Source organism: Pseudomonas sp. Irchel 3F6 (assembly GCF_900187595.1).
In the GTDB taxonomy this organism is placed as follows: domain Bacteria; phylum Pseudomonadota; class Gammaproteobacteria; order Pseudomonadales; family Pseudomonadaceae; genus Aquipseudomonas; species Aquipseudomonas siliginis.
The window spans coordinates 164,536-177,106 of the sequence record NZ_FYDP01000002.1 but is presented as its reverse complement, the minus strand read 5'-3'; the positions used below and the strand labels follow the sequence as shown (position 1 = coordinate 177,106).

Genomic DNA, 12,571 nt, shown 5'->3' with positions numbered 1-12,571 from the left:
GCTCAGTTCCCCTGCCCTTTCAGAAAGTCTTGGTCTTTGATGCGGTATTCGGCGCTGCGCGCGTGGGCGCTCAGCGATTCACCACGGGCGAGTACCGATGCAGTTTTGCCCAGCTCGGAAGCGCCGGCCTCAGAGCAGAAGATGATCGACGAGCGCTTCTGGAAGTCGTAGACGCCAAGCGGCGAGGAGAACCGCGCGGTGCCGGAAGTCGGCAACACGTGGTTCGGACCTGCGCAGTAATCGCCCAACGCTTCGGAAGTGTGGCGGCCCATGAAGATCGCACCGGCGTGGCGGATCTGCGGCAGCCAGGCTTGTGGATCAGCGACCGACAATTCCAGATGTTCCGGGGCGATACGATTGGCGACTTCGATGGCCTGGGCCATGTCAGTGACCTGGATCAGCGCACCACGGCCATTGATCGAAGTTTCGATGATGGTCGCGCGGTCCATGGTCGGCAGCAGTTTGTCGATGCTTGCGGCTACCTTGTCGAGGAACTCGGCGTCCGGGCTGACCAGAATCGCTTGCGCGTCTTCGTCGTGCTCGGCCTGGGAGAAGAGGTCCATGGCGATCCAGTCCGGATCGGTCTGGCCGTCGCACACTACAAGAATTTCCGAAGGGCCGGCGATCATGTCGATGCCGACCTGGCCGAACACATGACGCTTGGCCGTGGCGACGTAGATGTTGCCCGGGCCGACAACCTTGTCAACACGCGGCACGCTTTCGGTGCCATAAGCCAGTGCGGCAACCGCTTGCGCGCCGCCGATGGTGAACACGCGGTCGACACCGGCGATGCAGGCAGCGGCCAGCACCAGCTCGTTGATTTCACCGCGCGGGGTCGGCACGACCATGACCACTTCGGTCACGCCGGCCACCTTCGCCGGAATCGCGTTCATCAATACCGACGACGGATACGAAGCCTTGCCACCTGGCACGTACAGGCCGGCACGATCCAGTGGCGTGACTTTCTGGCCGAGCACCGTGCCGTCAGCCTCGGTGTAGCTCCAGGAATCCTGCTTCTGTTTTTCGTGATAGCTGCGCACGCGGGCGGCGGCTTTTTCCAAGGCCTCGCGTTGCGGCACGGTGATGCGGGTCAGGGCCAGTTCGAGACGCTCGCGCGGCAGGATCAGGTCGGCCATCGAGGCGACTTCAAGACCGTCGAACTTCTGGGTGAACTCGACCAGCGCCGCGTCACCGCGCTCGCGCACAGCCTTGATGATGTCCAGCACGCGCTGATTGACCGAGTCATCAGACACACTTTCCCAGCTCAGCAGATGATCCAGATGATGCGCGAAATCCGGGTCAGCAGCGTTGAGTCGGCGAATTGCAGTCGGTGCGGTCATAGCGAGAGCCTCATAGGAATTGGCAAAAAACTCAGGCGCCCGAAACTAGCATTCGATCCGCTTGGGCACCTGAGAATTCTGGCTATGAGGCGGATAGACGGCGCGGCCTCGGGCCGCGCTGGTAGATCAGCCGCGGTGTCGCGATTCCACTGCGTTGCGCAGGGTGTCGATCAACGCTTGGATTCGGGCGTGCTGCATTTTCATTGAAGCCTTGTTGACGACCAGACGCGAGCTGATCGTGGCGATCAGTTCCTGTGGCTCCAGGCCGTTGGCGCGCAAGGTGTTGCCGGTGTCGACCACGTCGATGATCTTGTCGGCCAGCCCGATCAGCGGCGCCAGTTCCATCGAGCCATACAGCTTGATGATGTCGACCTGACGGCCCTGCTCGGCGTAATAACGCTTGGCAACGTTGACGAACTTGGTCGCCACGCGCAGACGGCCCTTGGGCTCGACCGCGCCGATCTTGCCGGCGGTCATCAGCTTGCACTGGGCGATCTGCAGGTCCAGCGGCTCGTACAGGCCCTGGCCGCTGTATTCCATCAGCACGTCCTTACCGGCGACGCCGAGGTCGGCCGCGCCATGCTCGACATAGGTCGGCACGTCGGTGGCACGCACGATCAGCAGACGCACGTCGTCCTGGGTCGTGGGAATGATCAGCTTGCGGCTCTTGTCCGGATTCTCGGTCGGCACGATGCCCGCTTCAGCGAGAAGCGGCAGAGTGTCGTCAAGGATGCGGCCCTTGGACAGTGCGATGGTCAACATGGGAAACGTCAGTCCTTATCAAGGTACTCATGCCCGGTCGCAATCGGCGCCGGACACACATCGAGGGTGCGTACACCCTCGACTCGAAGCGAATTCAGTGGACACGTCCCTGTGTCCCGATGCAGCGATCAGCCCGGAACGCGACGGATCTTGGCACCCAGCATTTGCAGTTTTTCTTCGATGCACTCGTAACCACGGTCTATGTGGTAGATGCGGTCGATCAGCGTGTCGCCTTCGGCAACCAGCGCCGAGATCACCAGACTGGCCGATGCGCGCAGGTCGGTGGCCATGACTGGCGCGCCCTTGAGCTTCTCGATACCGGTGACGATCGCGGTGTTGCCTTCAACCTGGATATGCGCGCCCATGCGGTGCAGCTCGTACACGTGCATGAAACGGTTTTCGAAGATCGTCTCGATCACCGCACCAGTACCTTCGGCAATGGCGTTGAGCGAGATGAACTGGGCCTGCATGTCGGTCGGGAACGCCGGGTACGGCGCGGTGCGCACGTTGACCGCTTTCGGGCGCTTACCGTGCATGTTCAACTCGATCCAGTCTTCACCGCAGGTGATTTCCGCACCGGCTTCACGCAGCTTTTCCAGCACCGCTTCGAGGATGGTCGGATCGGTGTCCTTGACCTTCACGCGGCCACCGGTCACGGCAGCGGCGACCAGGTAGGTGCCGGTTTCGATACGGTCAGGCATGACCTTGTAGAACGCCGAACCCAGGCGCTCGACGCCATCGATGGTGATGGTGTCGGTGCCGGCGCCGGAAACCTTGGCGCCCATGGCATTGAGGAAGTTCGCCAGGTCGACTACTTCAGGCTCGCGCGCGGCGTTCTGCAACACGCTGCGGCCCTTGGCCAGTGCAGCGGCCATCATGATGTTTTCGGTACCGGTCACGCTGACGGTATCGAAGAAGAAGTGCGCGCCGCGCAAGCCACCTTCAGGTGCCTTGGCCTTGATGTAGCCGCCTTCGACGTCGATGACCGCGCCCATGGCTTCCAGACCGCGGATGTGCAGGTCGACCGGACGCGAACCGATGGCGCAACCGCCAGGCAGCGCGACTTCGGCTTCACCGAAACGCGCGACCATCGGGCCGAGCACAAGGATCGACGCACGCATGGTTTTCACCAGTTCGTACGGCGCGATCAGGGTCTTGATGGTGCGCGGGTCGATTTCGACGCTGAGCTTCTCGTCGATTACCGGCTCGATGCCCATGCGCCCGAACAGCTCGATCATGGTGGTGATGTCGTGCAGGTGCGGCAGGTTGCCAACGGTGACCGGGCCATCGCACAGCAAGGTCGCGGCCAGAATCGGCAGGGCGGAGTTCTTCGCGCCGGAAATGCGGATCTCGCCATCAAGACGAGCGCCACCGGTAATAATCAATTTATCCATTAGTATCTCGACGCCCTAGGGCTCAGGTGCGCTCGGCCCAGGCCGCGCGGCTGAAAAATTTCATAGTGACCGCATGGATGCTGCCATCGGTGATCCATGGGTTCAAATGGGCATAGACCTGCTGCTGACGCTTCACCGGGCTCAACGCCGCCAGTTCATCGCTAATCACGTTCAGCTGGAAGTTGCAGCCTTCGCCTTCAACTTCTACCAGCGTTCCTGGCAGCTTTCCTTCAAGGAAGCTCTTCACTTCTACGGCCTGCATGCTCAACCTCAATCGGCGCCCTGTGCGCACGGGTCGGACATCATACAAAAAAGCCCCGCGCCTGCGAACCCCGCAACGCAGGACTCTGACGGGGGGCTTCTTTATAGATGATGGTTCAGGGTTGCGCCAACAGCTCGGTCAATTCACTGACCTGAGCGATTTCGCGCATGTCTTCAGGCATCGCACGGATGCTGACGGCCTTGCCGGCCGCCTGCGCATCGCGCATGAAGCACAGCAGCAACGACAGGCCGACGCTGCTGGACTTCTGCACCGCCGAACAATCGATGACCAGCGCGGACGCCTTGCTCGACTTGATCAGCGCCTGCCCTTCCTTGCGCAGCTCAGGCCCGGTGCGGTAATCCAGCACGCCGCTGAGCACCAGCTCGTCGACATCACTCATACGAACTGCCGCCTCACTCATTGCGCTGGCTTCGCGGCGGCTTTGTCGGTTTCCTGCTTGGCCTTGGCCACTTCACCGGCCCAGCCATCGATGGTCTTGTCCAGATCGTTGCCATTGCGTTGCATGGCGTCGGCGAACTGGTCACGGAACAGCTTACCGATGTTGATGCCGTTGATGATCACGTTGCGCAGTTTCCACTCGCCGCTGATCTTCTCAAGCGTGTACTGCACCGGATAGATCGCGCCATTGCTGCCCTTGACGGTCATGTTGACGCTGGTGCGGTCGCCCGATTCGTCTTTGGCCGGGTCAACCGTGATGCCCTGGTTGTTGTATTCCAGCAGAGCGTTGCCATAGAACTGGAACAGACCGCGCTTGAAGTTTTCCTGAAAGCGCTGCATCTGCTCAGGCGTGGCCTTGCGCGAATACTTCACGGTCATGATGCTTTTGGAGATGCCCTCGGCATCCACCACTGGCCCCACAATGTTGTTGAGCGCCGCATAGAAATCCTGCGGATCCTGCTTGTACTTCTCTTTGTTTGCCTGCAAGTCGGCAAGCATCCGGTTCGTGGTGTCCTGAATCAGGTCATGAGCCGATTGCCCCGGTGCAGCGTTAGCCATCAACGGCAGGGCCGCGAGCAACACCAACAGGCCACGTCGCAAGATAGAGATCATTCAAAAGCTCCTCATTTGGCGTCTTTGCTAACGGTATTGAGCAGGAATTTACCGATCAGGTCTTCCAGTACCAGTGACGACTGCGTGTCGTGGATGGTTCCACCGTCTTTCAACTGGGTGTCTTCACCGCCGACGCTGATACCGATGTATTTCTCGCCCAGCAGACCCGCGGTGAGGATAGATGCAGTCGAATCGACCGGCAGGTTGTCGACCTTTTTATCCACTTGCAGCGTGACCCGACCGGTGAAGCTGTCGCGATCCAGATCGATTGCGGTGACCTTGCCGATGGTCACACCGGCCATGGTCACTTTGGCTCTGACCGTCAGACCGGCGATATTGTCGAAATACGCATACAACTTGTAAGTGTCGGTGGACGAAGTCGGAGACAGGCCGCTGACGCGCAAGGCGAGCAGCAGCAAAGCCAGGATCCCTGCCAGCAGGAACAGGCCGACACCGATTTCCAGGGTGCGGTTTTGCATCAGAAATCTCCAAACATCAAAGCGGTCAGAATAAAGTCCAGACCGAGCACTGCCAGCGAGGCAAACACCACGGTCTTGGTGGTGGCACGACTGATTCCCTCGGAAGTGGGTTCACAGTCATAGCCTTGGAATACGGCGATCCAGGTCACGACAAAGGCGAAAACGACACTCTTGATCACGCCATTTAGCACATCACTGGTGAAGTTCACGCTGTTCTGCATGTTCGCCCAGTACGAGCCTTCGTAGACGCCCAGCCAGTCGACCGCCACCCACGAACCGCCCCAGATGCCGACGACGCTGAAGATCATCGCCAGCACCGGCAGGGAAATGAAGCCGGCCCACAGGCGCGGGGCAATGATGTACTTGAGCGGATCGACACCGATCATTTCCAGGCTGGACAGCTGCTCGGTGGATTTCATGTTGCCGATCTCGGCGGTCAACGCCGAACCGGCCCGCCCGGCAAACAGCAACGCCGTGACCACCGGCCCCAGTTCACGCAGCAGCGTCAGGGCGACCATCTGCCCTACAGCCTGCTCTGAACCATAGCTGGAAAGAATGCTGAAGCCCTGCAGCGCCAGGACCATGCCGATGAAAATGCCGGAGACCACGATGATCACCAGCGACATGACGCCGACCGAATGCAGCTGCTTGACCAACAGGCCAAAACCACCGCTGATACCGCCACGGCCCAGCAGGGCGTGAAACAGGAACAGGGTCGCCCGACCAAACACCGCGACCGCGTCGATCGCCGATTCGCCGAACCGACGCACGCGTTCCATCAATGAAATTCTGCGCATCAACGCTTCCCCAGAAGATCTGCGCGGTAATCCGTCGCTGGAAAGTGATACGGCACCGGGCCATCGGGATCACCGGTCATGAACTGACGGATACGCGGGTCATCCGAATTCATCAGCTCATCCGGCGTGCCCTGCCCCAGCACCTGACCATCGCCCACGACATAGATGTAGTCGGCAATGCTCGCCGTTTCCGCCAGGTCGTGCGAGACCACGATGCTGGTGATTCCCAGTGCATCGTTGAGCAGGCGGATCAGGCGCACCAGCACGCCCATGGCGATCGGGTCCTGGCCCACGAAGGGCTCGTCGTACATGAGAATCTGCGGATCGAGGGCAATCGCCCGGGCCAGCGCCACGCGGCGCTTCATGCCGCCGGACAGTTCGTCCGGCATCAGGTCGATGGCGCCACGCAGCCCCACGGCCTGCAATTTCAGCAGGACGATGTCGCGAATCATGTCTTCCGGCAGTTGCGTGTGCACCCGCAGCGGAAAGGCCACGTTCTCGAACACATCGAGGTCGGTGAACAGCGCACCGCTCTGAAACAGCACGCCCATGTGCTTGCGCGCATCGAACAGATCACTGCGCGACAGCGTCGGCAGATTCTGCCCGTTGACCCAGACTTCGCCGCCGGACGGCCGCAACTGCGCGCCCATCAGGCGCAGCAGCGTGGTCTTGCCGCAGCCGGAAGGCCCCATGATGCCGGTGACCTTGCCGCGCGGGATGCGGATATCGACGTTATTGAAAATGCTCCGCGCACCGCGCTTGAAGGAGACTCCCTTCAGCTCGACCGCGTAGGCGTTATCGGCACTCATCTAAACTCCTTGCGATGCAGCCTCTCACTGGGATGCCAGACTTTCCTCGGAAACACCTGCATCCCGGGCAGGCCGAACTGGCGGCGAACTATATCACTGCAAAGGCTGAGCGCCCAAGCGAGAACCCGGCCAAGATCGCCGACTGAAGAGGGCCTGAGCGACTTTCAGAGGGTTTTGGTAACCAGTAATGACAAAGCACGTCGAACTTGCGTGAGGCTTTGCCACATACCCGCTATAATCGCCGCCTTTTCATCGGCCCATACGATTCTGACATGAGCAAAACCCGCGACCTGATTCAATCGGCACAACGCACCATCCGCCTCGAAGTGGAAGCCGTCCAAGGCTTGATGGCCCATATCGACGCCGATTTCGTACGCGCTTGCGAGATGATTCTGGCCAGCAAGGGCCGTGTGGTCGTAGTCGGCATGGGCAAATCCGGGCACATCGGCAACAAGATCGCCGCCACCCTGGCCAGCACCGGCACTCCGGCGTTTTTTGTGCATCCGGCCGAAGCCAGCCACGGCGACATGGGCATGATCACCCGCGACGATGTGATTCTGGCCCTGTCGAACTCCGGCTCGACCAACGAAATCGTAACGCTGCTGCCATTGATCAAACGCCTGGGTATCCAGCTGATCAGCGTCACCGGCAATCCACAGTCGCCATTGGCGAAGGCTGCCGAGGTCAATCTCAATGTGCATGTCGAGCACGAAGCCTGTCCGCTGAATCTGGCACCGACCTCTTCGACCACGGCCGCACTGGTCATGGGCGATGCCCTGGCCGTGGCGCTGCTGGAAGCTCGTGGTTTCACCGCTGAAGATTTCGCGTTCTCGCATCCGGGCGGTGCCCTTGGCCGTCGCCTGCTGCTGAAAGTCGAAAACGTCATGCACGCCGGACAGGAGCTGCCGCAGGTACAACGCGGCACCCTGCTCAAGGACGCGCTGATGGAAATGACCCGCAAGGGTCTGGGCATGACCGCTATTATTGAGGCCGATGGCAAGCTCGCCGGGATCTTCACCGACGGTGATTTGCGCCGCACGCTGGATCGCGCCATCGACATCCGCAGCGCCACCATCGACCAGGTGATGACTGCACACGGCAAGACCGCCCGGCCCGACATGCTCGCCGCCGAAGCCCTGAAAATCATGGAAGACCATCGAATCAACGCCCTGGTAGTCGTCGACGAGGAGGATCGCCCGATCGGCGCCTTCAACCTCTCCGATCTGCTGCGCGCAGGAGTCATGTAATGAGCAACGATCTGCTGCAACGCGGCAAAGCGATCAAACTGGCAGTGTTCGACGTCGACGGTGTGCTCACCGACGGGCGCCTGTACTTCCTCGAAGACGGCAGCGAGTTCAAGACCTTCAACACGCTCGACGGCCAGGGCATCAAGATGTTGATGAATGCCGGCGTGCAGACGGCGATCATCAGTGGTCGCAAGACCCCGGTGGTCGAGCGCCGCGCGAAAAACCTCGGCATCCCGCATCTGTTTCAGGGGCGCGAGGACAAACTGGTGGTACTCGACGGTCTGCTCGCGCAACTGGGCCTAAGCTATGAAGAAGTCGCCTATCTCGGTGACGATCTGCCAGACTTGCCGGTGATCCGCCGTGTAGGGCTGGGCATGGCGGTGGCCAACGCTGCCGATTTCGTCCGCGAACACGCCCACGGCGTCACCCGCGCCCGTGGCGGCGAAGGTGCCGCCCGCGAATTCTGCGAATTGATCCTGCGCGCCCAGGGCCGCCTCGAAGCGGCCAACGCCGCGTACCTGTGAGCCTGACCATGTTTAGCAAAAAGTTTCGCAATTTCCTGCTGTTCGGCTGCATCGCGGCGATTTTCGCTGCGGTGGGCTACTGGAACATCAGCCCGGAGCGCTTCCTCGACAAGCCGCCGGTCTCGGCCGCCGAGAATCCGATCGACTGGTACGCGACCAACACGCACACCATTCAGTACCTGCCCGACGGCAAGGTGCAGTACGAGATGACCTCCGACAAGGCCGAGCACGTCAAGGCCACCGATGTCACTCTGGTAACCAAGCCTGATTTGAACATGTACCGCGGCACCGACTTCCCGTGGCACGTGACCAGCGAGCGCGGCGAAGTGAATTCGGGCGGCACCGAAGTTGAATTGATCGATTCGGTACGCGTACAGCGCACCGATGAGAAACAGCGCGGAACCCTGATCACCAGCACCCGCATGACCGTGTTCCCGCAGCAAGAATATGCGCAGACCGCGCAACCCGTTAGAATCGAGGGCGCTGGCGGCGTATCGACTGGCGTCGGAATGAAAGCGTACCTGAAGGACAGCAGGATACACCTGCAATCGAACGTAAGAGGACAGTATGAGGCTCGTTAAAACCCTCCCTATTTTGCTCAGTCTGGGCGCAGCACTGGGAAGCGCGAGCGCCTGGTCCCTGCCGAACGATCAGCAGCAGCCTATCCGCATTCAGGCCGACGACGCCCAACTGGACGACAAGAATGGCATCGCCACCTATAAAGGTGACGTGATCATTACTCAGGGCTCGATGATCGTTAAAGGCAACACCGTGACCATGACGCGCGCGCCCAATGGCGACATCGACGTGGTGACCTCGGTAGGCAACCTGGCTTACTTCGAGCAGTTGCAGACCCAGGGCGACGCCAACCCGGTCAAGGGCTACGGCGTGACGATTCAATACCACGCCCAGCAGAACCGGGTGGTGCTGATCGACAAGGCCAAGGTTATCGACAAGGATAACAACGTCACCCAGGGCGAAAAAATCGTCTACGACACCGTGAAGAAGCTGGCCAGCGCCGGTCGCGCCACGGGCAGCAAGGTCACCGAATCGCGTCCGCGCATCGACATGGTGATCCAGCCGAAGAAGAAAACCGAAGAGAAATCCCAGTAATGGCAACTCTGAAAGCTCAGCACCTGGCCAAGGCCTATAAAAGCCGCCAGGTCGTGCGTGACGTCAGCCTGTCGATCGACAGCGGGCAGATCGTCGGCTTGCTCGGTCCGAACGGCGCCGGCAAGACTACGTGCTTCTACATGATCGTTGGCCTGGTGCAGGCAGATCAGGGCCGTGTGCTGATCGATGATCTGGACGTCAGCCACCAGCCGATGCACGGCCGCGCCAAGGCCGGTATCGGCTATCTGCCGCAAGAAGCGTCGATCTTCCGTAAACTGTCGGTCGCCGACAACATCATGGCGATCCTCGAGACCCGCCCGGAGCTGGACAAGGCCGGTCGTCGCAAGGAGCTGGAAAGCCTGCTGCAGGAATTCCACATCAGCCACATCCGCGACAACCTCGGCATGAGCCTGTCCGGCGGTGAGCGTCGCCGGGTGGAAATCGCTCGCGCCCTGGCCACTGCACCCAAGTTCATCCTGCTCGACGAACCGTTCGCCGGTGTCGACCCGATCTCGGTCGGCGACATCAAGCAGATCATCCATCACCTCAAGGCCAAGGGCATCGGCGTGCTGATCACCGACCACAACGTGCGTGAGACGCTGGATATCTGCGAAACCGCTTACATCGTCAACGACGGTCAACTGATCGCTGAAGGCGATGCCGAGACCATCCTGGCCAACGATCTGGTCAAGGAAGTGTATCTGGGTCACGAGTTCCGCCTGTAAGCGCGACAGCGCTGTATCGATTCAAGGCGCATTTATCCGCTTTAATTGTTACAGCGCTCTAGGCAAACACTTCAGTTTCAGGCATATAATTTGCTTAAGTTTGGCGCTTCGGCGCCCTGTAGTGGATGGCGCAAAGCGCCGGCGAATAAGGTGTTAAGCCCCTGCCATGAAACCATCGCTAGTCTTGAGAATGGGCCAGCAGCTGACGATGACACCGCAGCTGCAACAGGCCATCCGCCTGCTCCAATTGTCGACCCTGGACCTGCAACAGGAGATCCAGGAGGCTCTGGAATCCAATCCGATGCTCGAGCGCCAGGAAGAAGGCGACGACTTCGACAACGCCGATCCGCTGGCCGACAACGCCGAACAGAAGCCCGCCGAAATCCAGGAACCCTCCTACCAGGAAACCGCCCCGACGGTGGATAACCTCGAGGATGGCGATTGGAACGAGCGCATCCCCAACGAACTGCCAGTGGATACCGCCTGGGAAGACGTCTACCAGACCAGCGCCAGCAGCCTGCCCAGCAGCGATGACGATGAGTGGGATTTCACCACCCGCACGTCCGCCGGAGAGAGCCTGCAAAGCCATCTGCTCTGGCAACTGAACCTGGCACCGATGTCCGACACCGATCGCCTGATCGCCGTGACTCTGATCGACTGCATCAACAATCAGGGCTATCTGGACGAAACACTCGAAGAGATTCTTGAAGCGTTCGACCCGGAACTGGACATCGAGCTCGACGAAATCGAAGCCGTCCTGCATCGCATCCAGCAATTCGAGCCCGCCGGTATCGGCGCACGCAACCTCAGCGAAAGCCTGCTGCTGCAATTGCGCCAGCTGCCCGCGAAGACGCCGTGGCTGACCGAGGCCAAGCGTCTGGTCGCCGATTACATCGACCTGCTCGGCAGCCGCGATTACAGCCAGTTGATGCGGCGCATGAAGCTCAAGGAAGACGAGCTGCGCCAGGTCATCGAACTGGTGCAGAGCCTCAATCCGCGTCCCGGCTCACAGATCGAGTCGACCGAAGCCGAATACGTCATTCCCGACGTGATCGTGCGCAAGGACAACGAGCGCTGGCTGGTCGAGCTGAACCAGGAATCGGTGCCTCGCCTGCGCGTCAACGCCCAGTACGCCGGTTTCGTGAAGCGTGCCGACACCAGCGCCGACAACACTTTCATGCGCAACCAGTTGCAGGAGGCCCGCTGGTTCATCAAGAGCCTGCAGAGCCGCAACGAAACCCTGATGAAAGTGGCCACGCAGATCGTCGAACATCAGCGCGGCTTCCTCGAATACGGCGACGAAGCAATGAAGCCGTTGGTATTGCATGACATCGCCGAAGCGGTCGGCATGCACGAATCGACGATTTCCCGGGTGACCACACAAAAATTCATGCATACCCCGCGCGGTATTTATGAGCTGAAATACTTTTTCTCCAGCCACGTCAGCACCTCCGAAGGCGGCGAATGCTCGTCCACGGCGATCCGCGCGATCATCAAGAAACTGGTCGCTGCGGAAAATCAGAAAAAGCCGTTGAGTGACAGCAAGATCGCTGGTTTACTGGAGGCACAAGGCATTCAGGTGGCTCGCCGCACCGTCGCCAAGTACCGCGAATCCCTCGGAATCGCGCCTTCGAGCGAACGCAAGCGGTTGATGTAAGCCACGTTACAGCGTTCCAGTGGCAGGCTTTTCGGCCTGCCGCTTTATGCACTGGCAACGAAGGAGAAGCTGTATGCAAGTCAACATCAGTGGACACCAACTGGAAGTGACCCAACCTCTGCGTTCCTACATCGAGGAAAAACTCCAGCGACTGGAGCGACATTTCGACAAGATCACCAACGTGCAGGTCACGATGTGCGTCGAAAAGCTGAAACAGAAGATCGAAGCCACCTTGCATATTCCCGGCAGTGAAGTGGTCGCAAACGCAGAAGATACCGACATGTACGCTGCGATCGACTCACTTACCGACAAGCTGGATCGCCAACTCAAAAAGCATAAGGAAAAGACCCAGAGCCTCCTCCAGGGCGCGACCGGTCGTTAACACCCCTAT

The 12,571-nt window shown here is 60.1% G+C and carries 16 protein-coding genes; 7 read left to right on the top strand and 9 right to left on the bottom strand.

The window, feature by feature from the left end:
- Positions 1 to 2 precede the first annotated feature (2 nt).
- From hisD to CKW30_RS06805, 9 genes are all read right to left on the bottom strand, one after another.
- Positions 3 to 1,340, bottom strand: coding sequence for a histidinol dehydrogenase (hisD, locus tag CKW30_RS06845; RefSeq protein WP_041477986.1), 1,338 nt, complete (start codon positions 1,338 to 1,340; stop codon positions 3 to 5).
- 126 nt (positions 1,341 to 1,466) lie between these two features.
- Positions 1,467 to 2,102, bottom strand: coding sequence for an ATP phosphoribosyltransferase (gene hisG / locus CKW30_RS06840; RefSeq protein ID WP_095180378.1), 636 nt, complete (start codon positions 2,100 to 2,102; stop codon positions 1,467 to 1,469).
- 128 nt (positions 2,103 to 2,230) lie between these two features.
- Positions 2,231 to 3,496, bottom strand: coding sequence for a UDP-N-acetylglucosamine 1-carboxyvinyltransferase (gene murA, locus CKW30_RS06835; RefSeq protein WP_016771669.1), 1,266 nt, complete (start codon positions 3,494 to 3,496; stop codon positions 2,231 to 2,233).
- A gap of 22 nt (positions 3,497 to 3,518) precedes the next feature.
- Positions 3,519 to 3,758 carry a BolA family protein gene (locus tag CKW30_RS06830; RefSeq protein ID WP_016771670.1) on the bottom strand — a complete coding sequence of 80 codons (240 nt, stop codon included), beginning with the start codon at positions 3,756 to 3,758 and terminating at the stop codon, positions 3,519 to 3,521.
- Between the two features lie 115 nt (positions 3,759 to 3,873).
- Positions 3,874 to 4,179 carry a lipid asymmetry maintenance protein MlaB gene (locus CKW30_RS06825; protein WP_056782947.1) on the bottom strand — a complete coding sequence of 102 codons (306 nt, stop codon included), beginning with the start codon at positions 4,177 to 4,179 and terminating at the stop codon, positions 3,874 to 3,876.
- Positions 4,176 to 4,829: a phospholipid-binding protein MlaC gene (locus tag CKW30_RS06820; protein ID WP_056782946.1), complete on the bottom strand. Its 654-nt coding sequence runs from the start codon at positions 4,827 to 4,829 to the stop codon at positions 4,176 to 4,178. Before CKW30_RS06820 ends, CKW30_RS06825 begins: the two co-directional genes overlap by 4 nt.
- An 11-nt stretch (positions 4,830 to 4,840) precedes the next feature.
- Positions 4,841 to 5,308, bottom strand: coding sequence for an outer membrane lipid asymmetry maintenance protein MlaD (gene mlaD / locus CKW30_RS06815; RefSeq protein WP_016771673.1), 468 nt, complete (start codon positions 5,306 to 5,308; stop codon positions 4,841 to 4,843).
- Positions 5,308 to 6,105, bottom strand: a complete 798-nt coding sequence (gene mlaE / locus CKW30_RS06810; RefSeq protein ID WP_016771674.1) for a lipid asymmetry maintenance ABC transporter permease subunit MlaE — start codon at positions 6,103 to 6,105, stop codon at positions 5,308 to 5,310. The genes mlaD and mlaE overlap by 1 nt, the downstream gene beginning before the upstream one ends.
- The gene (locus CKW30_RS06805; RefSeq protein ID WP_056782943.1) at positions 6,105 to 6,914 is read right to left on the bottom strand and encodes an ATP-binding cassette domain-containing protein; all 810 of its coding nucleotides are present in this window, start codon (positions 6,912 to 6,914) and stop codon (positions 6,105 to 6,107) included. The genes mlaE and CKW30_RS06805 overlap by 1 nt, the downstream gene beginning before the upstream one ends.
- A 272-nt stretch (positions 6,915 to 7,186) precedes the next feature.
- On the opposite strand from CKW30_RS06805, the gene CKW30_RS06800 reads away from it, so the two are divergent.
- The 7 genes from CKW30_RS06800 (at position 7,187) to hpf (ending at position 12,562) form a co-directional block, all read left to right on the top strand.
- Positions 7,187 to 8,161 (top strand): KpsF/GutQ family sugar-phosphate isomerase, encoded by a 975-nt coding sequence (locus CKW30_RS06800; protein ID WP_024011623.1) that lies wholly within the window; start codon positions 7,187 to 7,189, stop codon positions 8,159 to 8,161.
- Positions 8,161 to 8,685 (top strand): HAD family hydrolase, encoded by a 525-nt coding sequence (locus CKW30_RS06795; protein ID WP_016771677.1) that lies wholly within the window; start codon positions 8,161 to 8,163, stop codon positions 8,683 to 8,685. The genes CKW30_RS06800 and CKW30_RS06795 overlap by 1 nt, the downstream gene beginning before the upstream one ends.
- A gap of 8 nt (positions 8,686 to 8,693) precedes the next feature.
- Positions 8,694 to 9,266 (top strand): LPS export ABC transporter periplasmic protein LptC, encoded by a 573-nt coding sequence (lptC, locus tag CKW30_RS06790; protein WP_024011622.1) that lies wholly within the window; start codon positions 8,694 to 8,696, stop codon positions 9,264 to 9,266.
- Positions 9,253 to 9,798, top strand: coding sequence for a lipopolysaccharide transport periplasmic protein LptA (lptA, locus tag CKW30_RS06785; RefSeq protein ID WP_016771679.1), 546 nt, complete (start codon positions 9,253 to 9,255; stop codon positions 9,796 to 9,798). The genes lptC and lptA overlap by 14 nt, the downstream gene beginning before the upstream one ends.
- Positions 9,798 to 10,523: an LPS export ABC transporter ATP-binding protein gene (gene lptB, locus CKW30_RS06780; RefSeq protein ID WP_024011621.1), complete on the top strand. Its 726-nt coding sequence runs from the start codon at positions 9,798 to 9,800 to the stop codon at positions 10,521 to 10,523. Before lptA ends, lptB begins: the two co-directional genes overlap by 1 nt.
- Positions 10,524 to 10,689: 166 nt before the next feature.
- On the top strand, positions 10,690 to 12,180 hold the full coding sequence (locus CKW30_RS06775) for an RNA polymerase factor sigma-54 (protein WP_095180377.1): 1,491 nt from the start codon (positions 10,690 to 10,692) through the stop codon (positions 12,178 to 12,180).
- A 73-nt stretch (positions 12,181 to 12,253) separates the two neighbouring features.
- Positions 12,254 to 12,562 (top strand): ribosome hibernation-promoting factor, HPF/YfiA family, encoded by a 309-nt coding sequence (hpf, locus tag CKW30_RS06770; RefSeq protein WP_007912419.1) that lies wholly within the window; start codon positions 12,254 to 12,256, stop codon positions 12,560 to 12,562.
- Positions 12,563 to 12,571 lie beyond the last annotated feature (9 nt).

Coding starts and splice junctions, on each gene's coding strand:
- hisD (WP_041477986.1), bottom strand. CDS start 1,340: ATGACCGCACCGACTGCAATTCGCCGACTCAACGCTGCTGACCCGGAT.
- hisG (WP_095180378.1), bottom strand. CDS start 2,102: ATGTTGACCATCGCACTGTCCAAGGGCCGCATCCTTGACGACACTCTG.
- murA (WP_016771669.1), bottom strand. CDS start 3,496: ATGGATAAATTGATTATTACCGGTGGCGCTCGTCTTGATGGCGAGATC.
- CKW30_RS06830 (WP_016771670.1), bottom strand. CDS start 3,758: ATGCAGGCCGTAGAAGTGAAGAGCTTCCTTGAAGGAAAGCTGCCAGGA.
- CKW30_RS06825 (WP_056782947.1), bottom strand. CDS start 4,179: ATGAGTGAGGCGGCAGTTCGTATGAGTGATGTCGACGAGCTGGTGCTC.
- CKW30_RS06820 (WP_056782946.1), bottom strand. CDS start 4,829: ATGATCTCTATCTTGCGACGTGGCCTGTTGGTGTTGCTCGCGGCCCTG.
- mlaD (WP_016771673.1), bottom strand. CDS start 5,308: ATGCAAAACCGCACCCTGGAAATCGGTGTCGGCCTGTTCCTGCTGGCA.
- mlaE (WP_016771674.1), bottom strand. CDS start 6,105: ATGCGCAGAATTTCATTGATGGAACGCGTGCGTCGGTTCGGCGAATCG.
- CKW30_RS06805 (WP_056782943.1), bottom strand. CDS start 6,914: ATGAGTGCCGATAACGCCTACGCGGTCGAGCTGAAGGGAGTCTCCTTC.
- CKW30_RS06800 (WP_024011623.1), top strand. CDS start 7,187: ATGAGCAAAACCCGCGACCTGATTCAATCGGCACAACGCACCATCCGC.
- CKW30_RS06795 (WP_016771677.1), top strand. CDS start 8,161: ATGAGCAACGATCTGCTGCAACGCGGCAAAGCGATCAAACTGGCAGTG.
- lptC (WP_024011622.1), top strand. CDS start 8,694: ATGTTTAGCAAAAAGTTTCGCAATTTCCTGCTGTTCGGCTGCATCGCG.
- lptA (WP_016771679.1), top strand. CDS start 9,253: ATGAGGCTCGTTAAAACCCTCCCTATTTTGCTCAGTCTGGGCGCAGCA.
- lptB (WP_024011621.1), top strand. CDS start 9,798: ATGGCAACTCTGAAAGCTCAGCACCTGGCCAAGGCCTATAAAAGCCGC.
- CKW30_RS06775 (WP_095180377.1), top strand. CDS start 10,690: ATGAAACCATCGCTAGTCTTGAGAATGGGCCAGCAGCTGACGATGACA.
- hpf (WP_007912419.1), top strand. CDS start 12,254: ATGCAAGTCAACATCAGTGGACACCAACTGGAAGTGACCCAACCTCTG.